This window comes from Acinetobacter sp. AHP123 (genome assembly GCF_023757925.1).
Taxonomy (GTDB): Bacteria; Pseudomonadota; Gammaproteobacteria; order Pseudomonadales; family Moraxellaceae; genus Acinetobacter; species Acinetobacter oleivorans.
Genome location: NZ_CP092454.1, coordinates 684,596 through 705,168 on the forward strand (window position 1 = coordinate 684,596; position 20,573 = coordinate 705,168).

Below are 20,573 nucleotides of genomic sequence, written 5' to 3' on the forward strand. Positions count from 1 at the left end.
CATTTTACTTTGATCTTTTCGAGCTGGACATAAAAAAGTGTTTGTCCCCGCGATTAAAGTCAACGATATAGACAATATTTAGGTAGCCAAATGATCGACTCAGAAGGTTTCCGACCGAATGTCGGGATCATTTTGGCAAACGATGATGGACAGGTTTTATGGGCAAAGCGCATTGGTCACAATGCTTGGCAATTTCCACAAGGAGGCATTCAGTTTGGAGAAACTCCTGAACAGGCACTTTTTCGAGAACTGAGAGAAGAAATCGGCTTATTGCCCGAACATGTCCAGATTATTGCGCAAACCAAAGGATGGCTGCGTTATCGTTTGCCACATCGGTACATTCGGTCAGACTCTGACCCCGTATGTATCGGACAGAAACAAAAATGGTTTTTACTGAAATTAACTGCACATGCAAAAAATATTCAGTTAAACCTCTCCGACCCACCCGAATTCGATGAATGGCAGTGGGTTAGCTATTGGTATCCCCTTGGTCAAGTGGTGAACTTCAAGCGTGATGTTTATCGCAAAGCCATGGTGGAGTTGTGTACACAGTTGCCGATGCAACAATTACCCTAAAAATCATTTATCTAGCAAATGATTTTTATTAAAAGTGCTGTTATAAATACATTCATAGTCTAAAAAAATACTGGAGTATACATCCATGTCAAACATGCAACTCGACACTTTACGGCGCATTGTCCAAGAGGTTAATGCGTCCGTCAGTTTGCATGAATCGTTAGACATCATGGTCAATCAGGTTGCTGAAGCCATGAAAGTGGATGTTTGCTCTATTTATTTACTCGATGAACGCAACCAGCGCTATGTTTTGATGGCCTCTAAAGGCTTAAATCCAGAATCTGTGGGCCATGTTTCACTGCAACTCGGTGAAGGCTTGGTCGGTCTGGTTGGGCAACGTGAAGAAATTGTTAACCTTGACAACGCACCAAAGCATGAGCGTTTCTTGTATTTACCTGAAACGGGCGAAGAAATTTATAACTCATTCCTTGGCGTACCTGTCATGTATCGCCGTAAGGTTATGGGCGTTTTGGTTGTACAAAACAAACTTCCTCAAGATTTTAGCGAAGCAGCCGAGTCATTTTTAGTCACTCTGTGTGCTCAGCTTTCTGGGGTTATTGCACACGCTCACGCGGTTGGAAATATTGACGTATTTCGTAAACCAAGTAATGGCCCTGCCTATAAAACCTTTCAAGGTGCTTCAGGTGCAGGCGGTGTTGCTTTAGGTCGTGCTATTATTTTATATCCACCTGCCGATTTAGCCTCAGTACCTGACCGTGAAGCAGAAGATATTAGTCATGAACTTCGACTTCTAGATCAAGCCATTTCATCAGTTCGTTCAGAGATTCGTTCTTTAGATGAAAAAATGCATGATTCATTAATGGCAGAAGAACGCGCTTTATTTAGTGTTTTCTTAAGAATGCTAGATGAAAATGCATTACCAGCCGAAATTAAAGAACTTATTCGTGACGGGCATTGGGCACAAGGTGCAGTACGCCGTGTGATTGAAAAACATACTGCCCTATTTGCGCAAATGGAAGATGACTATCTTCGTGAGCGAGTTTCCGATCTTAAAGATTTAGGCCGACGTATTTTAGCTTCGTTGCAAGAAGAAGATTCTAGCCACCGTGAACTGAGCCCAGACAGTATTTTAATTGGTGAAGAAATTAGTACTGCGGCACTCGTAGAGCTGCCAGTAGACAATATTGCAGCAATTGTGACATCAGAAGGTGCAGCCAATTCACATATGGTGATTGTGGCTCGTGCATTAGGTATTCCAACCGTAGTTGGTGTAACCGAACTGCCTGTTAACACACTTGATGATGCGGAAATGATTGTGGATGCCTATCAGGGCCGTGTTTTTGTTAATCCGCCACGTCGTTTACGCCAACGTTATAAAGAAATTCAAAAAGAAGATGAACAGATTGCAAAAGATCTCAAACAATACGAGACCAAAGAAGCGATTACGCCAGATGGTGTATCTGTTCAGCTTTATGTGAATACAGGTCTCATGATTGATGTCGTCCGCGGAGTACAACGTGGCGCGCAAGGTGTGGGCCTATACCGAAGCGAAATTCCATTCATGTTACGGGAACGCTTCCCAGGTGAAGAAGAACAACGTGCAATTTATCGTCAACAATTAAGCCACTTCGCCAACAAACCTGTGGTGATGCGAACTCTCGATATTGGTGCCGATAAAGACTTGCCTTACTTCAGTATCGAAGAAGAAAACTCGGCATTAGGCTGGCGCGGTATTCGTTTCACGCTTGATCATCCTGAGATTTTCTCGTCACAAATTCGCGCCATGCTCAAAGCTAGTATTGGTCTAAATAATTTGCATATTTTATTGCCAATGGTGACTACAGTAAGTGAAGTCGAAGAAGTACTTTATTTACTTGAGCGTGACTGGATTGCGGTGCAAGAAGAAGAGCAAGTTAAAATTACCAAGCCTAAAATTGGAATTATGGTTGAGGTGCCAAGCGTATTGCTACAAATTGATGAGTTTGCTGAACTCGTCGATTTCTTCTCAGTCGGTTCAAATGACTTAACCCAATATTTACTCGCGGTTGATCGTAATAATCCACATGTGGCAAACGTTTACTCGCATTTCCACCCATCTATTCTACGTGCTTTAACTCGCTTGGTTAAAGAATGCCATGACCACAAAAAACCAATCAGTATTTGTGGTGAAATGGCAGGTGACCCATTATCGGCAATTTTACTCATGGCAATGGGCTTTAATACCCTTTCGATGAGTTCGAGTAACATTTTGCGAGTACGAAAAGCAATTTGTCATGTACCTATGACAGATGCACAAAAATTACTTGATGATGTTATGAAAATGAATAACCCACTCATTGTGAAAAGCTGGCTTGAGTACTATTTTAAAACTCACGGCCTAGCCGATATGGTCAAATCAAATCGAATCGTAAATGTTTAATATTTAAAAAAAGGAGAGCCATGCTCTCCTTTTTTCTTTCAAATAACCTAATAAAACTAAATATAAAATTTTTTTTCACTCTCGCTGATACCCTACTTTTTAAACGAAACTTCAATCGGTTTTTTAAATTAATATTTGCAATTTAATCCATTTGAAAAATAAATCCTCTACTTCTACTATATTTAAAGAGCGTTATTCAAAGATCTTAAGTTGTTCCAGCAATTGAAGAGGTAATTCTATGCATCATTATTTTCAAACTTCATCTTATTTTTCCTCTTGTTTTTTAACCTTCATACAGTAAATTGGAGGAATAACAACTAAAGGAATTTGATGCATTATTAAATTAAAAATAATGAGCCGAAATCTTGGTGAAAAGACTTTTTAAACGGTTTCTCTCATCATTTTCTCACTCATTTCTTTATTTGATAAACATGAGTTTTTAAACCAGAAGTCCAGGAAAATGAGCCCTACTACTTTATCAAGAGCTCAATAATTATTACCCAGAGAGAATATAATCATGTCAGACGAATCAAAATGCCCTTTTTCAGGACATAACTCAAAACCCCAAGTAACGATCGGTGGTGGCACGCCTAGTTTACACTGGTGGCCAAAACAACTACGCGTCGACCTACTCAATCAACATTCAGAACGTTCTAATCCACTCGGTAAAGATTTTAATTATCGTCAAGAGTTTAAAAAACTCGACTACTACACCCTCAAAGCTGATATCAAAAATGTATTAACCGATTCTCAAGATTGGTGGCCAGCCGATTGGGGAAATTATACAGGCTTATTTATTCGTTTAGCATGGCATGCTGCCGGCACATATCGTATGGGCGATGGCCGTGGTGGTGCTGGTCGCGGTCAGCAACGTTTTGCGCCATTAAATAGTTGGCCTGACAATGCGAGCTTAGATAAAGCACGCCGTTTGCTATGGCCAGTTAAACAAAAATATGGTCAAAAAATATCGTGGGCAGATTTATTTATTCTTGCCGGTAACATTGCGCTTGAGTCTTCTGGCTTCCGTACCTTTGGTTTTGGTGCGGGTCGTGAAGACGTTTGGGAACCAGATAACGATGTAAACTGGGGCGATGAAAAAGAATGGTTAGCTCATCGAAACTCTGAAGCATTGGAAGGCAGCAATCTCGCTGCAACCGAAATGGGTCTAATTTATGTAAACCCTGAGGGTCCACAAGCTAGTGGCGATCCAAAATCGGCTGCACCATTTATTCGTGCGACTTTCGGCAACATGGCAATGGATGACGAAGAAATTGTTGCATTGATTGCAGGTGGTCATACTTTAGGTAAAACCCACGGTGCTGCCTCTGCTGACCATGTTCAGGCTGATCCTGAAGGCGCGCCAATTGAACAGATGGGCTTTGGTTGGTCAAATAGCTTTGGTACAGGTGTTGGTAAAGACGCGATCACTTCTGGCTTAGAAGTCATTTGGTCACAAACTCCAACACAGTGGAGCAATTACTTCTTTGAAAACCTATTCAAATACGAGTGGGTACAAGAACGTTCACCTGCTGGTGCAATTCAATGGGTAGCAGCAGATGCTGAAGCGATCATTCCTGATCCATTCGATCCATCAATTAAACGTAAGCCAACAATGCTGACTACAGATTTGACCTTACGTTTTGATCCTGAGTTTGAAAAAATCTCTCGTCGCTTCCTTAACGATCCACAAGCCTTCGCCAATGCTTTTGCTCGCGCATGGTTCAAATTAACTCACCGCGATATGGGACCAAAAGCACGTTATTTAGGCCCTGAAGTTCCAGCTGAAGATTTAATTTGGCAAGATCCATTACCTGCTGCTAGCGTTGCACCATCGGCTGCCAGCATTGCTGATGCAAAAGCAAAAATTGTTGCACTAGGACTATCTGCTGGTGAGTTGGTTTCTCTTGGTTGGGCTTCAGCGTCAACTTTCCGTGGTGGAGACAAGCGTGGTGGAGCAAACGGCGCACGTATTGCTTTATCTCCGCAACGTGATTGGGAAGTCAACCAAAAAGCTGTTAAAACTTTAACTAAAATTGAAGAAATCAAAGGCTCAACTCAACTGTCATTGGCTGATCTCATTGTGCTAGCAGGTAACATTGGTGTAGAGCAAGCTGCTCAAGCGGCCGGTTTCAACATTAGCGTTCCATTTGCCTCTGGTCGTGTTGATGCATTACAAAGTCAAACTGATGTCGAATCTTTCCAATTGCTCCGCGGCCTTGCCGATGGTTTTAGAAACTGGAAAAAAGAGGGCGTCAATGCAGCAACTGAAGCATTATTAATTGATAAAGCACAGCAACTGACTTTGACTGCACCTGAGTTAACCGCATTGATTGGTGGTCTACGTGTTCTAGGCACTAACTGGGATGGTTCGCAACACGGCGTATTCACTCAGCAGGTTGGTGTACTCAGCACAGACTTCTTCACGAACTTACTCGACATGTCTACTGTATGGGCACCTGTTGATTCATCAGGCGAAGTATTTGAAGGCAAAGACCGTAAAACAGGCACTGTAAAATTTACTGCAACACGCAATGATTTAGTATTCGGTTCAAACTCAATCTTACGTGCACTGGTAGAAGTTTATGCTCAAGCAGATGGTAAAGAAAAATTTGTTCAAGACTTTGTAGCGGCATGGACTAAAGTCACGAATCTAGATCGTTTTGACTTAGCTTAATTTAAGTCAGAATGATAAAAGCCAGTTCAAATTGAACTGGCTTTTTAAATTAAATATAAAATGATGTACTTTTATACAGTCAATTTATGCCCTTCTCGAATGCAATAAAAAGGATTCGCAAGTTTCGATGAAGCTTTAATCGCTTGAGCTAGCGCATGTTCAGGATCTTCTCGGTCTTCGTCGGTCAACTGAAAAGTTCGATAATGAATCGCAACAGAACGATGAGCTTGCAAATCTAAATGTGCATGTACAGCATCTTGAGGGTTCATATGAACATAACTCATTAACTTGCGAGGTTCATAAGCTCCGATCGGAAGCAAAGCAACACGTGGTGCGCCATAACGAGCATGAATTTGCTTAAAATGCCCCGCATAACCCGTATCACCAGCAAAGAAACAATGCCCTGTTTTCGCTACAACCGAAAAGCCGCCCCAGAGAGCTTTATTCTGGTCACGTAAGCCACGTCCAGAGCCATGCTGTGCAGGTGTATAGATTATTCTTAGTTCGTGATAGGGAATTTCTTGCCACCAATCCATCTCAATCACATGAAACTCTTTGGGTAGGTAAAAGCCATTCCCGAGTCCAGTGTAAATCGGCATTGCGAATTTTTTATGTAGCCATTCAAGCGTAGCCAAATCCATATGATCATAATGATTATGACTGAGTAGAACACCATGAATCGTCGGTAATTGTTCTAATGCAAAACCTGCTGGACACACACGGCGAGGTCCACGACCCTGTGAAGGGCTTGCATAATCACACCATACTGGATCGGTAATAAAGTTATAAGGCCCGATCTGAATCAATACCGTTGCATGCCCAACAAACCAAACTTGCCAATCATCTAAGTCCGCCTGAGGACGATTTTGAGGCAAGGCCACAGCCGTATTTACACGAGTATCGTATTCATTTTGAATATCAACTTTCCATGTAAAAGACTCACGTGTAACTAACCAACGTAATAGCTCTTTTGAGCCTCTAGCCGGTGATTTAGGCTGTTGGTTATAAAAACGTGTATCAGATTCACGCCCTGACTCGGGATGATAAAAAGGAGGTTTTATCCATGTATGCGTCCAACAGGACTGAGTCGGCAATTGATATGTTAATGTCGGCTTGTCTTTCATGGGCTTTTCTATGTTTTAGCATCGGCAGAATGGATGTGTTCAGGTTTCTATCTTAACAATTAAAACAAATTAAGCTATGGCACTTACACTTATTTATCATATAAATATCCCTTTTATTGTGGTCACAGCCAACATAAGTTGAATTAGATTGCCATAAAAAATACATAGATGTGTTGGGTTTATGCGTCGATAATTACCATTCTTATTAAGACTGCTTGTATAACATAACAATAATTAGTCACGTGAAATTGGGGATGAGTTACTTGGTTTTGCTTTGGTAAGCCCTCCTTTTCTAACTTCAAATGTTTTGTGAGCTTATAGAACAAAATATTTAGTAACACTTAAATCCAACTCATTCTTAAAGAATTTATATTTTATAATATTATTTTATATTTCTTCATTTTTGCATAATATGAGAATCACCTATACTAATATTTAAAACATTTAAATATTTCTTTGATTAAGTAAAAATAATGTATTTAAACGACCCTAATTAATATATTTTATGAATTACTTGAACTTAGATTTATATATTAAATGTTTAATGAAAATGGAAATTCCATTTATTTTATAAATACCTAAATCACCTTCACGCTATATCCCTTTATGCTTTATACTTCACATAAATCATAGTAAGACATTTTTTGGATTAGTCTTATGGAACTACGCCATCTCCGATATTTCATTACCGTTGCTGAAGAATTAAATTTTAGTAAAGCCGCCCTTAAACTTTTTACCGCACAACCCTCCCTTAGCCAACAGATTAAAGATTTAGAAGAAGATGTTGGTGTACGACTTTTAAATCGCACTAAACGTAAAGTTGAATTAACCGAAGAAGGTGAAGTCTTTTTAGAACATGCTCGCCTGACCCTTGCTCAAGCTGAAAAAGCAGTTGCTCTGGCACGACAGGTTTCTAAGGCTAAACAGCAACTGCTCCGTATCGGTTTTGTTCCCATTGCAGAAATGAAAATTTTTCCTTACGTTCTTCCTAATCTGCGATTACAACACCCCGATCTCATCATTGAACTATCTAATCTAAACAATACTGAACAACTTAAATCCTTAAAAAAAGGTGAGTTAGACATTACCTTTACTCGAGAAAATACAGATAGTGATGAGATCCAAAGCCAATTTGTTTTGACTGAACCCTTGATTTTTTTACTTCCTAAAAATCATCCACTTACTCAATATGAACGAATTCCTGTTCATGCGTTACAAGGCGTTGACTTTATTATTCCTGCTGCCGAGCAGTCACAAACATTACATAACACGATTTTAGACTTTGCCAAAACTCACAATATTGACCTCAATATTGTTCAAAAAGCAGATAGCATGTTGTTTAATATTAACTCTCTTGGTTCTGGATTAGGTTGTACAATTTTACCTGCTTACGTTGCACCTTTAGGCATCAAAAATACAGTAGTCCGCCCTCTTGATGTCGAGTTACCGACATTGGATTTATTCGTAAATTACCGTAGAAATTCACAGTCTTTAGGGGTTCAAAAATTTATTGATCAACTCACTAAAGTATTTCATCTGGATAAAAACTTAACTCACACCTAATCAGAAAAGCTATATTTTATTTTAAGCCTATGATTAATAAGGACACCTTTATAAAAGGTATAAGTAAATAATATTTTTTATTTATTTTATACTTTTTATAAACAGTTTAGCCCGCGCTTTTGTTCTATTTTACCTACTCGGTAAAAGTAAATATCTCTTAAATACAATTTAAAAAACTTGGAATAAAATCCATATAAAACTAGATATTATTTTCACCATTTAATAAAAAATAATATATTTACCATTTGGTAAAAGGAGATTAGGAAAATGGTTGCAGTATTTCAACATCTTGGACGTAGTGTACTAAACCGCCCTCATTTCTTTATTGCTTTATTTATAGGATTTATCACAGCAAGTATTCTGACATGGTTCACCTCATGGAAATGGTCAACTATTTTATTAGTCAGCTGGAATACTTCGATTAGTATATATTTACTACATGTTTGGCAGCTCATGAAAAGTGCTGATCACTCACAAATGCAGCAGCAAGCTAAAAAACAAGATGAAAGCAAATGGGTCATTATGCTGATTGTTCTATTGGCTTTAACCATGTGCCTAGTTGCTATTTTAATACAGCTCTCACAGCTTCCTTCTAATCATGCTGCAAAGTTAGGCCATGTGGCTTTAGCTTTACTCACTATTGTTTCTGCATGGCTTTTTATGCATACCGTTTTTGCCCTCCATTATGCCCATGATTTTTATATGGCTTTATCTAGAAATGAAGAAAATGGTGGTTTAGATTTTCCGGGAACAAAACAGCCCACTTATCCTGATTTTCTATATTTTAGTTATATTATTGGCACCTCTGCCCAAACTGCCGATGTTTCGATTACAACCAAACACATGCGTCTTTTAAACTTATTTCATGCGGTGTTGTCTTTTGGATTTAATACCACCATTTTAGCGATCTGTATTAACGTTGCTGCTGGCTTTCTTACCAACTAAAACTTGTATTTAGGAAATAAAAAAGTCACCCAAATGGGTGACTCTGAACAGCAGAGGTTTACAACAATGAGCCCATCGAGCTTTGTTTTAAGCCTTCACGTTGTTTGATGGTTTCAACATAACGCGTAATGGCAGGATGAGATTCAATCGCTCCCATTTTCAATTGCCATAACAGCATTGCTCCAACGCTTACATCTGCGGCGGTAAATTGTTCGCCACACACATACGGATTTGCTTCACTAAGCCCTTGCACTAAAGCTTGGTAGGCATCGTTGTAATCACCATAACCCACAAACATTTTTTGCTCAGGCGATACATCTATTCCGAGAGCTTTATCAACACCAGCAGCTTCCCATGGGCCTGCCATCAAAAATAACCAGCGATAGTACAAACCGCGTTTAGGATCATCTAGTGCAGGAGCTAAACCTTTATCGAAAAATTTATCAGCAAGATAAGCACAGATTGCACCTAGCTCATAAATCACGACATCACCATCTACCAATACTGGCACTTTTCCAAAAGGGTTAATTTTTAGATATTCTGGTGTTTTCATTTCAGTCTTGTATTCGACTTCAATACGTTCACACTCAACACCTAATTCGACTAAAAGCCAGTCGACCACAACACCACGTGATTCTTTGTTAGTATAAAGTTTAAGGCTCATTTTTATGGCTCCTTGTTTATCGTGGAACCTAGTCTACAAAACCTCTTTGTCAGTTTTTGTCAGTAGTCTTCGACTCTTGTGTCCACCACTGCTCAAATAGTTTTTGCTTAAATGATGGATATAATTCTTGGCTTAAACTCAGCTGTTGAATACGATCAAGTCTAAAATGTCTAAAATCCTGCCTGAGTTCACACCAGGCAGCCAACACAATTTTGTCATTAAAATATCCCAAGGCAAAAGGCCACAAGGTTCGGACACTACTTCGTTGCTGCTCATCATGATAATGCACCGAAATTTTGACTTGCTGCCGAATGGCTAAACGCACCTGTTCGACTCGATTTTCATCTACAGGCAGCCACGTATTAAATGCTCTTAAAGTCGTTTGCTGTAATAAATATTGCCGATGCTCGGGCAAAACAGAATTCAATTTAGCTAATACAGATGTAGATGCCGATTGTAACGATTGATCTGGCACACTCTTTAACCAATACAATGCCAGAAAAATAGCTTCGACTTCATTTTCATTGAGTGTCATTGGTGGCAGTACAATATCTTCTTTAAGCTGAAAACCTATACCTGCCGATGCCTCAATTGCTACACCCTGCTCACGTAAGCTATCGATATCGCGATAGACACTTCGGACACTAATTCCCATACGTTCAGCGAGAACTTGTGCAGTGATTGGATAACGGGCTTCTCGAAGTTGTTGTAAAAGATTTAATAGACGAATAGAACGACTCATTTTTCTCTTCTTATTGTTATTAGACATACAATAAGAGGGAATAAATCCCCCTTCTTATATTATTCTAAATTATGCAACATCTACCGTAGATAACTTTGCATACTCTCTTAAAAAGTTGTGCAGCTCAGGTACATCTTTAGCAATCGTTAAAGGCTGAAACTGTTGTAGAATTTCGATCGAATGCACACCATAGCCCACACCAATTCGTGGCATGTTTAACCGCTGAGCCATCTCAAGATCATAGCTACTATCACCAATCATTACTGCACGCTCAACGCTTACTCCAGTGACAGCTAAGATTTCTTGCAACATGAGTGGATCTGGTTTCGATCTGGTTTCATTAGCTGCTCGAGTCACATCAAAAAGATGAGTACTCTGGGTTTTTGCGATTACACGATCTAGCCCACGACGGTTTTTCCCCGTTGCGACTGCAAGTTTTAAACCTTGCGCTTTTAAATCATGTAGTAGCTCAGCAATACCATCGAACCATGCATCATTTGTAGAATTTGCAATATAGTGATCGCCATATGCTTTTAAAATTGAATCATGTAACTCAGGCGCTTCTGGAAATAGGGTTTGCATAACTTCCGGCAAGCCTAAACCAATAATGCTTTTTGCTGCTTCATCTGTTAAAGGCAATTCATGTTGTTCTGCTGCATGTTGCAAGCTAGCAACAATCTGTCCAACAGAGTTATATAAAGTCCCATCCCAGTCGAAAATAACTAATTCAGTTTTTAGACTCATTTTGCCACTCTCAAAGCCTTTAATAACTGGGTCATGTCTTCTGGTAAAGGTGCTTCAATCGGTGGATAACCTGGAATATCTAAACGCATCGCATGTAAACATAAACGACGTGCTTCAGGGCCAGTGTACTCAGTCGTGTGTCCATATTTATCGTCACCAATCAACGGGTGTCCAATGCTTAAACCATGCACACGAATCTGATGAGTACGGCCAGATAAAGGTGATGCATGAACCAGAGTCGCATTTTTAAAGCGCTCTGCTACAACCCATTCGGTTTTACTTGGTTTACCATCTTTAGTCACACGTACACGACGCTCGCCATTTGCCAGCTCATATCTCAATAAAGGCGCATCAATCAGCTGTTTATCTAAGCTCACTTGACCTTTAACAATCGCTGCATAGGTTTTACGAATTTTGTGCTCACGCAACATATCTTGTAGTTGTTTTAATGTGCTACGTTTTTTACTAATCATGACCAGACCAGAAGTATCACGGTCAATACGATGAATAAGTTCTAAATATTTTTTGCCTGTCGCTGCACGTAGTGCCTCAATCAAACCATATGCCATACCACTACCACCATGGACAGCAATACCTGATGGTTTATTTACAACTAACAAACCTTCATCTTCATAGACCACACGGCTTAATAGGCCTTGTGCCACACTGTCACTGACCGGAGCGGCTGTTTCGTCTTTTTGTTCGTAACGAATTGGAGCAACACGAATCTGATCACCAATCTCAAGTTTAGTCTCAGCTTTAACACGTTTTTTATTTACTCGAACCTGACTTTCACGAATCAAACGATAAATACGACTTTTAGGTACACCTTTTAAACGCGAGAACAGGAAATTATCAATTCGCTGTCCTGCTTGATGTTCATCCACCTCAAACCAAGTGACACTTTGCCATTGCTGTGTAGAATTCATACTAATATTTAAACCTGAAATTTTGCTAAATTTGATTAATAAATGACCGTTTAGCTTAGTTTTTTCACAAGAAATCTAAGCTTAGCCCATAGGCAGATGCTGCAAGGTTTGATATAGTCAGCGCACGGATACCGCCGTAAGTGAACATCTAATAGGGAATTTCCCTGATTGAAACCTCAATCAAAATGATGCTTTCACCATCAGCTCGGATAGGTCCTAAAGAATTATGCCGACGCCGAAGGCTTATTATATCGGCAAAATGACAAACTGTTGCGTTTAATTCAGTTTGTTCAAAAAAATATGTTACCAACTCTAGTTGGTTATGGAACGTAAACTGATACACATCAGACAAATCGCTCCTTAATGTTGCCTTCAGGCTAAAGCGTTGATGCATTGGAACTGCCGAAAGCACCGATACGATGAACATTCCGTATCAAACTTCCAAAAAGAAGTCACTTCGCGCTCAATGACAGTGAAAGTCATTAACCAATGTACCGCTCACCCGCCAGTGAAGCACTAAGGAAGTCCGATTTAAAGGTTGAAGCAGTATTGCCTACATCACAGACGAGAATCGAAGTTAAGGCTAAATGTAGCCGGTAACAGATGACTCAGACCACAAATATTTTGAGATCTGGGAAATGATCCGTCATGTTCGATGTTCGTTCAGAACCTTTAAGTTTGTGCGATATGTTTGTGTGGGTCACTATTAGGTGTCACACCCATGAAACGTATGTTGATTAATGCAACTCACGCAGAAGAAGTCCGCGTTGCACTTATCACTGGTAATCGTCTTTACGATTTTGATTTAGAAAATCGTACCCGAGAACAGAAAAAATCCAATATCTATAAAGGCCATGTAACCCGCGTAGAACCTTCTTTAGAAGCTGTGTTTGTTGAATATGGCGCAGGCCGTCAAGGCTTCTTGTCTATGCGCGAAATTGCGAATAGTTATTTCCAAGCAGACCCGCGACAAACTTCAAACATTCGTGAACTCATCACTGAAGGTACTGAATTACTTGTTCAGGTTGAAAAAGAAGAACGTGGTAACAAAGGCGCTGCCCTTTCTACATTCATCTCACTTGCAGGACGTTATTTGGTTCTTATGCCAAACAACCCGAAAGGCGGTGGTATTAGCCGTCAAATTTCAGGTTCTGTACGTGAAGAATTAAAAGAAATTTTAGCTTCTTTAAATTTACCTCGCGGCATGAGTGTTATTGTGCGTACCGCAGGTATTGGCCGTACTCAAGAAGAATTACAGTTAGATTTACAGCATTTGCTTGACCTTTGGGCACAAATCCAAGGCACTGCAAGTTCTGGTCCGTCTCCAATGCTTGTTCATCAAGAAGCTGGCGTAGTTACTCGTGCTATCCGCGATTACTTACGTGATGACGTTGCAGAAATTTTAATTGATAGCGAGCAAGCCTATAACGAAGCGTATAACTTTGTTAAAGCAGTTATGCCACGTCAATTAGACAAACTTAAAACTTATACTTTAAACGAACCGTTGTTTGCTCATTTTGGTATTGAAAGCCAAATTCAAACTGCTTACGAGCGTGAAGTAAAACTTCCTTCTGGTGGTTCAATCGTAATTGACCAGACTGAAGCTTTAGTTTCAATCGACATTAACTCCGCGAAATCGACTCGTGGACATGACGTTGAAGAAACTGCGCTTAATACAAACCTAGAAGCAGCAGAAGAAATTGCTCGCCAACTTCGTCTTCGTGACATTGGTGGTTTAGTTGTTATCGACTTCATCGATATGACTAAAGAACGCAACCAACGTATGGTTGAAGCAAAACTTCGTGAAGCAACACAAAGCGACCGTGCGCGTATCCAGTTTGGCCAACTCTCTCGTTTTGGCTTAATGGAAATGAGCCGTCAACGCTTACGCCCATCACTTGAAGAAGCAACTGGATATGTTTGCCCACGCTGTCATGGCACGGGTATGGTGCGTGACTTACGTTCACTTTCGCTTTCAATTATGCGTAAAGTAGAAGAAATTGCACTTCGTGAACGTCATGGTGAAGTACAAGTAGAAGTTCCTGTTGAAATTGCAGCATTCTTACTCAATGAAAAACGTCATAGCCTTGTTTATTTAGAACAAACTTCTGGTGTTCGTGTGACTGTTTTACCTCACCCACACTTAGAAACACCTCACTATGAAATTCAGTACAATCCGGATGGATTTGCACCATCTAGCTATGAGCGTACAGAAGCAACTCGTTCAAGTGAGAAAGAGTTAGGTTATGAATCTTCTGAATGGCATTTAGAAGAAGCTGATCATGGCCATGCTCATGCAGCACCTGCTGCAAATAACGCGGCTGGTCAAAAGAAAGCAAATCAAGCAGCTCAACCTTCTGCTGCTCAGCCAAGCACTCAAAAAGCAGCAAGCCCTCTTGCATGGTTAGAGAACCTTTTTGTTCAAAAACAAGCTAAAACTATTGATCAATCTCGTTCAGCACAAAATGCTGCTGCGACAATTGAACAAATGGTCAATACTGGCGCCGTAAGCCGTGGCCAGTTTGGACAAGTTGCAGTACCGCCAGTTGCTGAAACTGTTGCGGCTCCATCTAATAATGCTTACATTTCACAGTCTCCTGCTAAACAAGAAGTTCGTGAAAATGTTGAAAAAGACGATAAAGTACAACAACGTCCAAACAACAAAAAACGTAAGCACAAAGAGCAACGTGAACAACATCACCATGCTCAAGAGCCACAACAACAGCAACAACCACAACAGGTTCATGAAGAAGTTGTACAGTTATCACGTCAAGAACAACGTGAGTTAAAACGTCAACAAAAACGTCAGCACCCAGATCAGTCACATCAACAACATCAAAATGATGGACAACAAACTGAAAATGCCGTGCCGCGTCGTGACCGTAATAATCAACAACGTCCGAACCGTCCAAATCGCCACCGCGATCCAAGTGTATTGAATGAAAATCAAAATGCACCGGCGGCACCAGTAGTTGTTGATGAGAAACAAATTAAGGTTGATTTGATTGATGCTCCAAAGCATGAAGTCATGAATACAGCCTTAGTAATCAATGTTGATCAGGCACAAAGCGAAATTATTGCTTTGACTCCAGAGCAACCTGTTGAACGCACTGAAACAGCACCTGTTGTTGAAGTCGCTCAAGAGCCAGCTCCAGCACCTGTTGCAGTTGTAGAAGAAGCAGTCACTGCCAAAGCAGAAGAAACGACGACTCCTCCTGCAGACAACAAAGCTCAACCGCAAATTCAACGTGCGAGCAATGACCCTCGTATGCGTCGCCGTGAACAACGCAACGCGAAACGTGCTAAAGCTGCGGTACCATCAATTGCCCCATCGCAAATTCCAACGTTGGCGCAATATACGATTGGTAGCTTGATTCGTCATGTTTATGGTGAAGACTGCACAGTACTGATTGAACAGTTTGGTTTAGTTCCAACATTCAATCGTGCATTGCAGAAGTTTGCTGAACAGTACGCTAGTACGCTAGCAACAGAAGTCGTGTCTGATGCTGAAGACAAAAAGCCTGTTACTCGTGATGCAGAGCTTCCAAGCAACAAGCCATCGCAAGAAGCAGAGCCTGCGCCTGTACTTGCATTGACGCCACAAAAAGAGCAAACACCACGTGTTGCTAATGATCCACGTGAGCGTCGTCGTTTAGCAAAACTTGCTGCTGAACAAGCTTTTGAGCAAGTTAAACAACAACACGCTGCACCGGAAGAAGCTGCACCTGTAGCTTCAGCTGTTGAAGAAACGGTTGTTGCTCCTGCTGCTGAAACACAAGCACCTGTTGAGTCAAAACAACAACCGCTTGAGCTTGATCAAGTGGCTGAAGTAGCTCAAAGTGAAACAAACGCAGAAGAAACACCAGCGACAACAGTAGTTGAAGCTCCGGTTGTTAAACAGCCTAAAGCATCTGCAAGAGCAAAAGCTGCCGCAGAACAGGCTGTAGCACCAACGGAAGCTACTACAGAAGTTGAATCAGATGATTCTAAGGCAGATCAGGACAAACCAAGTCGTCCTCCTCGTCGCCCACGTGGTCGTCCACCAAAGAAAGCAAATCCTGTAGCTGAGTAAATCATTTGCTCAATTGCAGCTAATTTAAACAAACCTAGTCATTTCGATGACTAGGTTTTTTTTGTTATTTTTAACCAATTAGGTTGATTGCACTAGAAGAAAAGTTTTAAAAGCATGGTGAACCATGAAAAACACTGTACTTTTGCTAACGCAACCTTTTTTGGATTGATCGAAAAATAAATAGGATTGATATGAGCCAGACAACACAGACCGATATCATTACGCTTGGTGATGTTGCAACAAGACTTCCTAGCTTCATCCCCAAAGTACCCCATATCCTGAATGGTCTTAAACAGGCTTACTTAAGAACAGCAAATACACCAACGGGATTAGGTGTAGCTTTTGAAAAAGCTGTTAAGCGAAATCCGCAAGGCATTGCTTTATTATTTGAAGATCAACGTTATTCATATGAAGCTTTAAACGAATGGGCTAACCAGATTTCTCACTATTATCTATCTCTTGGCGCACAAAAAGGCGACGTGATTGCCGTAATGGTTGAGAACCGTTCTGAACTTATTGCCACGATTGTAGGTTTAGCTAAAATTGGGGTAACGATTGCACTTGTTAATACCTCTCAAGTAGGCAAGGTCCTCGCTCATAGTATCAATCTTGTAAAACCAATTGCTGTAATTGCAGGTGAAGAAGTTCGAACTGTAATTGATGAAATTCGTCAGGACCTAAATGTTCCTAAAGACCGTTTCCATTGGTTTGCAGATCAGGCTACACGTCAAGATGCGGGAACAGCACCTCAAGGTTATGCCAATCTTGCAATAGAAATTGATCAATTTCCAAAATTTAACCCATCGACTACGCAGTCTGTTCATGGAAATGATGGCCTGTTTTATATTTATACTTCGGGTACCACAGGTTTACCGAAGGCTGTTATTTTCAAACACAGTCGCTGGACACTTGCATATGGCACCTATGGGCACATTTTAAACCTTGGCCCAGATGATGTGATGTATGTAACTTTACCGCTTTACCATGCAACTGGTGTCGTAGTTTGCTGGTGTGGTGTGATTGCGGGAAGTTCTACCCTTGCAATTCGACGTAAATATTCAACCAGCGCATTCTGGAAAGATGTTCAGAAATTTAATGCCTCTGCAATTGGCTATGTAGGAGAGCTTTGCCGTTACTTAATGGATGCCCCTCCTACAGAAATTGACCGTGCCCACCGCGTAACCAAAATGATTGGTAATGGCATGCGTCCAAACATCTGGGATAAGTTCAAACAACGTTTTGGCGTGCAAGAAGTTCTTGAGCTTTATGCATCAAGTGAAGGCAATGTCGGGTTTAGTAATATTTTTAACTTTGACAACACAGTAGGCTTCTCTCCTACGCCATATGCCATTATTGAGTTTGATAAAGAGAAAAATGAACCTGTCCGCGATAAAAAGGGCTGGTGTAAAAAAGTTAAAGCCGGTGAAATTGGTTTGCTAGTGGGTAAAATTACCAGTCGCTCGCCTTTTGACGGCTATACAGATCCAGAAAAGAATAAATCTGTGATTATGAAAGATGTCTTTAAAAAAGGTGACTCATATTTCAACACAGGTGACCTTGTTCGTAATATTGGTTTCCGTCATGCTCAGTTTGTTGACCGCTTAGGCGATACCTTCCGCTGGAAAGGCGAAAATGTATCTACTACTGAAGTTGAGAACATGGTTTGTGAATATGACAAGATCGCTGAAGCGGTGGTTTATGGGGTAGAAATTCCAAATACCAATGGTCGTGCTGGTATGGCAGCAATCACACTTGCTGATGGCGCTGAGTTAAATGAGTCTGATTTAACCGAAATGGTCACTATATTTAAAAAATGCCTTCCTGCTTATGCAGTACCCGTGTTCTTACGAGTGCAAGCTAAAGTTGAAACAACAGGTACTTTTAAATATCAAAAGAATAAATTGAAGGAAGATTCGTTTAATCCAAGCAAAACTTCTGAACGTTTACTCGCTTTATTACCTGGTACGAACAGTTATTGTGATGTCACAACTGAAATTTTTGACAACATTCAGGCATATAAATACCGTTTTTAGTTCATTTTTTAGCTAAACAAGAGGAAATCGTGCTTTTTATAGGCAATCATGCAAATGTTTTTGATTTACCTCTTGTGTTAGTTGAATAACTTGCTAAAATACGCGACATCAAAACGATACGGGTCGTTAGCTCAGTTGGTAGAGCAGCGGACTTTTAATCCGTTGGTCCCGCGTTCGAGTCGCGGACGACCCACCACTTATCTGTTTTGAACCTATTTGGGTCGTTAGCTCAGTTGGTAGAGCAGCGGACTTTTAATCCGTTGGTCCCGCGTTCGAGTCGCGGACGACCCACCAAATTCTAAAAAGCCTCTCACTGCGAGAGGCTTTTTTTATTGTTATCTTATTTTAGTTTCATGACTAAAAGATGACGATACATTTCTTATATAAAATCTCTTTAACCCAATTCATAAAGATTTCTAAACGTTTAGGAATATAACTTCGGTTCGGATACAAAATATTGAGTGGCAAAGATTGAGCAGTATGTGCACTTAACACTTCAACCAAGCTTCCTTGCTCTATTTTATCCTGAACATCGTAGTATGGAAGTTGAATAATCCCTAAGCCAGCACAAGCCGCGGCAACATAGGCTTCTGTATTATTTACACTTAAAGCACTATCGATCATTACTGTTCCATTTTGATATAAAAATATACCCTGTTTTTCTCCTACGGCTCCTGCGTAGTTAATGAGTTTGTGCTGAGATAAATCTTCTAATTGTTCAGGAATACCGTATTGTTCTAAATAATGGGGACTTGCACAGTTCACCATAATCAAGTTACCGACGAACTTAGCGATCAAGCTACTATTATCTAGCTGCCCCACCCGAACAACACAATCAATTCCCTTCTCGATCAAATCAGTAATGTCATCAGAACTATTGAGCTGTAAATGAATGTCTGGATAGCGGCTATAAAAATCGGGAAGTTCAGGAATAATCACTTGATGCACGATTCGGCTGGGCATTGAAATTTTTAGCGTGCCACGGTAATGCTGCTTTTGTGTCTGTATGAGTTGTTCAAGCTGTTCATAGTCAAATAATAGGTTTTGACATTCGGGCAATATTCTTTGTCCATCTTGAGTGAGACTTACTTTGCGTGTAGTTCTATGGAATAAGCGTACCCCATAGTGAGTTTCTAATTGTTGAATTGCACTCGTCACTGTAGAGCGAGGTAAATCAAGCTGATTTGCTACCTCACTAAAGCTTTGTCGTTTAGCTACTTCCGAAAAAATAAAAAATTGCTGCAACCGATCCATTTAATTGTTCGTATTTTCTGAATAGTTAAACCAAACTAGCATAATTGATCAAAAATTACCGCCAATCTAGACTAAAAACACATTAAAACAAGTCATCATAGGAACAATCATCATGACAACTCATACTCTGAAAGATAAAGTTGTACTGATTACGGGCGGTGCAAAAAACTTAGGCGGACTTATTAGCCGTAAATTTGCAGAACAAGGTGCAAAAATTGCAATTCACTACAATAGCGCTGAAACTCGAGCAGATGCAGAAAAGACACTCGCGGATGTAACTGCATTCGGTGTAGACGCTGTTTTAATTCAAGCAGACCTAACGGATATTGATAATATTGAAAAGCTCTTCTTAGATACTAAGCAGCATTTTGGCGGAATTGATATTGCCATTAATACAGTTGGAAAGGTTTTAAAGAAATCATTTTTAGATACCACAGAACAAGAGTTTGATAGCATGAGCGATATCAACTCAAAAATTGCCTATTTCTTTATTCAATCGGCTGGTCGTCATTTAAATAACGGCGGTAAGATCTGCTCAATCGTGACTTCTCTTCTTGCAGCTTACACTGGGCTCTATTCAACCTATGAGGGTTTAAAAGCTCCTGTTGAGCATTACACCCGTGCTGCATCAAAAGAATTTGGTGATCGTCAGATTTCTGTGACTGCGGTTGCCCCTGGCCCAATGGATACACCATTCTTTTATGGACAGGAATCTGCCGAGGCAGTGGCTTACCACAAATCAGCTTCAGCTTTAGGTGGGCTCACCAAAATTGAAGATATTGAGCCATTAGTTCGTTTTCTAGTAACCGATGGTTGGTGGATTACCGGTCAAACAATTTTTGCAAATGGTGGCTACACCACTCGCTAAAATCA

14 protein-coding genes and 2 tRNA genes are annotated in these 20,573 nt (G+C 40.4%); 10 read left to right on the forward strand and 6 right to left on the reverse strand.

The window, feature by feature from the left end; all coding sequences use genetic code 11:
• Positions 1–90: 90 nt before the first annotated feature.
• The 3 genes from MJX77_RS03270 (at position 91) to katG (ending at position 5,630) form a co-directional block, all read left to right on the forward strand.
• Positions 91–576, forward strand: a complete 486-nt coding sequence (locus MJX77_RS03270; RefSeq protein ID WP_004794866.1) for an RNA pyrophosphohydrolase — start codon at positions 91–93, stop codon at positions 574–576.
• 85 nt (positions 577–661) lie between these two features.
• On the forward strand, positions 662–2,956 hold the full coding sequence (gene ptsP / locus MJX77_RS03275; RefSeq protein ID WP_107880677.1) for a phosphoenolpyruvate--protein phosphotransferase: 2,295 nt from the start codon (positions 662–664) through the stop codon (positions 2,954–2,956).
• A gap of 517 nt (positions 2,957–3,473) precedes the next feature.
• Positions 3,474–5,630 (forward strand): catalase/peroxidase HPI, encoded by a 2,157-nt coding sequence (gene katG / locus MJX77_RS03280; protein ID WP_252060544.1) that lies wholly within the window; start codon positions 3,474–3,476, stop codon positions 5,628–5,630.
• A 71-nt stretch (positions 5,631–5,701) separates the two neighbouring features.
• Here the strand turns inward: katG and MJX77_RS03285 are convergent, their stop codons facing one another.
• Entirely contained in the window at positions 5,702–6,754 is a 1,053-nt protein-coding gene (locus tag MJX77_RS03285) for an MBL fold metallo-hydrolase (protein WP_005302032.1), read from the reverse strand.
• 657 nt (positions 6,755–7,411) lie between these two features.
• Here MJX77_RS03285 and hcaR point away from each other — a divergent pair.
• Positions 7,412–8,317 carry a DNA-binding transcriptional regulator HcaR gene (gene hcaR, locus MJX77_RS03290; protein WP_004794873.1) on the forward strand — a complete coding sequence of 302 codons (906 nt, stop codon included), beginning with the start codon at positions 7,412–7,414 and terminating at the stop codon, positions 8,315–8,317.
• 267 nt (positions 8,318–8,584) lie between these two features.
• Entirely contained in the window at positions 8,585–9,262 is a 678-nt protein-coding gene (locus MJX77_RS03295) for a DUF1345 domain-containing protein (RefSeq protein WP_252060545.1), read from the forward strand.
• A 58-nt stretch (positions 9,263–9,320) separates the two neighbouring features.
• On the opposite strand, the gene MJX77_RS03300 is transcribed toward MJX77_RS03295, so the two are convergent.
• From MJX77_RS03300 to MJX77_RS03315, 4 genes are all read right to left on the reverse strand, one after another.
• Positions 9,321–9,926, reverse strand: coding sequence for a glutathione S-transferase family protein (locus MJX77_RS03300; protein ID WP_250374825.1), 606 nt, complete (start codon positions 9,924–9,926; stop codon positions 9,321–9,323).
• A gap of 49 nt (positions 9,927–9,975) precedes the next feature.
• Positions 9,976–10,668 carry a helix-turn-helix transcriptional regulator gene (locus MJX77_RS03305; RefSeq protein WP_252060546.1) on the reverse strand — a complete coding sequence of 231 codons (693 nt, stop codon included), beginning with the start codon at positions 10,666–10,668 and terminating at the stop codon, positions 9,976–9,978.
• A gap of 69 nt (positions 10,669–10,737) precedes the next feature.
• Positions 10,738–11,412 carry an HAD-IA family hydrolase gene (locus MJX77_RS03310; protein ID WP_252060547.1) on the reverse strand — a complete coding sequence of 225 codons (675 nt, stop codon included), beginning with the start codon at positions 11,410–11,412 and terminating at the stop codon, positions 10,738–10,740.
• A complete protein-coding gene (locus MJX77_RS03315) occupies positions 11,409–12,341 on the reverse strand; it encodes an RluA family pseudouridine synthase (RefSeq protein WP_004794885.1) in 933 nt (310 codons plus the stop codon). Before MJX77_RS03315 ends, MJX77_RS03310 begins: the two co-directional genes overlap by 4 nt.
• Before the next feature lie 721 nt (positions 12,342–13,062).
• Between MJX77_RS03315 and MJX77_RS03320 the strand changes: the two genes are divergently transcribed.
• From MJX77_RS03320 to MJX77_RS03335, 4 genes are all read left to right on the forward strand, one after another.
• Positions 13,063–16,413, forward strand: a complete 3,351-nt coding sequence (locus MJX77_RS03320) for an Rne/Rng family ribonuclease (protein WP_252060548.1) — start codon at positions 13,063–13,065, stop codon at positions 16,411–16,413.
• 191 nt (positions 16,414–16,604) lie between these two features.
• Positions 16,605–18,446 (forward strand): long-chain-acyl-CoA synthetase, encoded by a 1,842-nt coding sequence (locus MJX77_RS03325; protein WP_252060549.1) that lies wholly within the window; start codon positions 16,605–16,607, stop codon positions 18,444–18,446.
• 120 nt (positions 18,447–18,566) lie between these two features.
• Positions 18,567–18,642, forward strand: a tRNA-Lys gene (locus MJX77_RS03330).
• Between the two features lie 22 nt (positions 18,643–18,664).
• Positions 18,665–18,740: transfer RNA gene (locus tag MJX77_RS03335), tRNA-Lys, on the forward strand.
• 63 nt (positions 18,741–18,803) lie between these two features.
• On the opposite strand, the gene MJX77_RS03340 is transcribed toward MJX77_RS03335, so the two are convergent.
• The gene (locus MJX77_RS03340; RefSeq protein ID WP_252060550.1) at positions 18,804–19,700 is read right to left on the reverse strand and encodes a LysR family transcriptional regulator; all 897 of its coding nucleotides are present in this window, start codon (positions 19,698–19,700) and stop codon (positions 18,804–18,806) included.
• Between the two features lie 112 nt (positions 19,701–19,812).
• Here MJX77_RS03340 and MJX77_RS03345 point away from each other — a divergent pair, with 112 nt between their 5' ends.
• On the forward strand, positions 19,813–20,568 hold the full coding sequence (locus MJX77_RS03345; RefSeq protein WP_252060551.1) for an SDR family oxidoreductase: 756 nt from the start codon (positions 19,813–19,815) through the stop codon (positions 20,566–20,568).
• Positions 20,569–20,573 lie beyond the last annotated feature (5 nt).

What these genes read in the sequence shown, in the direction of transcription:
- MJX77_RS03270 (WP_004794866.1), top strand. Translation starts at nt 91, where the DNA reads ATGATCGACTCAGAAGGTTTCCGACCGAATGTCGGGATCATTTTGGCA.
- ptsP (WP_107880677.1), top strand. Translation starts at nt 662, where the DNA reads ATGTCAAACATGCAACTCGACACTTTACGGCGCATTGTCCAAGAGGTT.
- katG (WP_252060544.1), top strand. Translation starts at nt 3,474, where the DNA reads ATGTCAGACGAATCAAAATGCCCTTTTTCAGGACATAACTCAAAACCC.
- MJX77_RS03285 (WP_005302032.1), bottom strand. Translation starts at nt 6,754, where the DNA reads ATGAAAGACAAGCCGACATTAACATATCAATTGCCGACTCAGTCCTGT.
- hcaR (WP_004794873.1), top strand. Translation starts at nt 7,412, where the DNA reads ATGGAACTACGCCATCTCCGATATTTCATTACCGTTGCTGAAGAATTA.
- MJX77_RS03295 (WP_252060545.1), top strand. Translation starts at nt 8,585, where the DNA reads ATGGTTGCAGTATTTCAACATCTTGGACGTAGTGTACTAAACCGCCCT.
- MJX77_RS03300 (WP_250374825.1), bottom strand. Translation starts at nt 9,926, where the DNA reads ATGAGCCTTAAACTTTATACTAACAAAGAATCACGTGGTGTTGTGGTC.
- MJX77_RS03305 (WP_252060546.1), bottom strand. Translation starts at nt 10,668, where the DNA reads ATGAGTCGTTCTATTCGTCTATTAAATCTTTTACAACAACTTCGAGAA.
- MJX77_RS03310 (WP_252060547.1), bottom strand. Translation starts at nt 11,412, where the DNA reads ATGAGTCTAAAAACTGAATTAGTTATTTTCGACTGGGATGGGACTTTA.
- MJX77_RS03315 (WP_004794885.1), bottom strand. Translation starts at nt 12,341, where the DNA reads ATGAATTCTACACAGCAATGGCAAAGTGTCACTTGGTTTGAGGTGGAT.
- MJX77_RS03320 (WP_252060548.1), top strand. Translation starts at nt 13,063, where the DNA reads ATGAAACGTATGTTGATTAATGCAACTCACGCAGAAGAAGTCCGCGTT.
- MJX77_RS03325 (WP_252060549.1), top strand. Translation starts at nt 16,605, where the DNA reads ATGAGCCAGACAACACAGACCGATATCATTACGCTTGGTGATGTTGCA.
- MJX77_RS03340 (WP_252060550.1), bottom strand. Translation starts at nt 19,700, where the DNA reads ATGGATCGGTTGCAGCAATTTTTTATTTTTTCGGAAGTAGCTAAACGA.
- MJX77_RS03345 (WP_252060551.1), top strand. Translation starts at nt 19,813, where the DNA reads ATGACAACTCATACTCTGAAAGATAAAGTTGTACTGATTACGGGCGGT.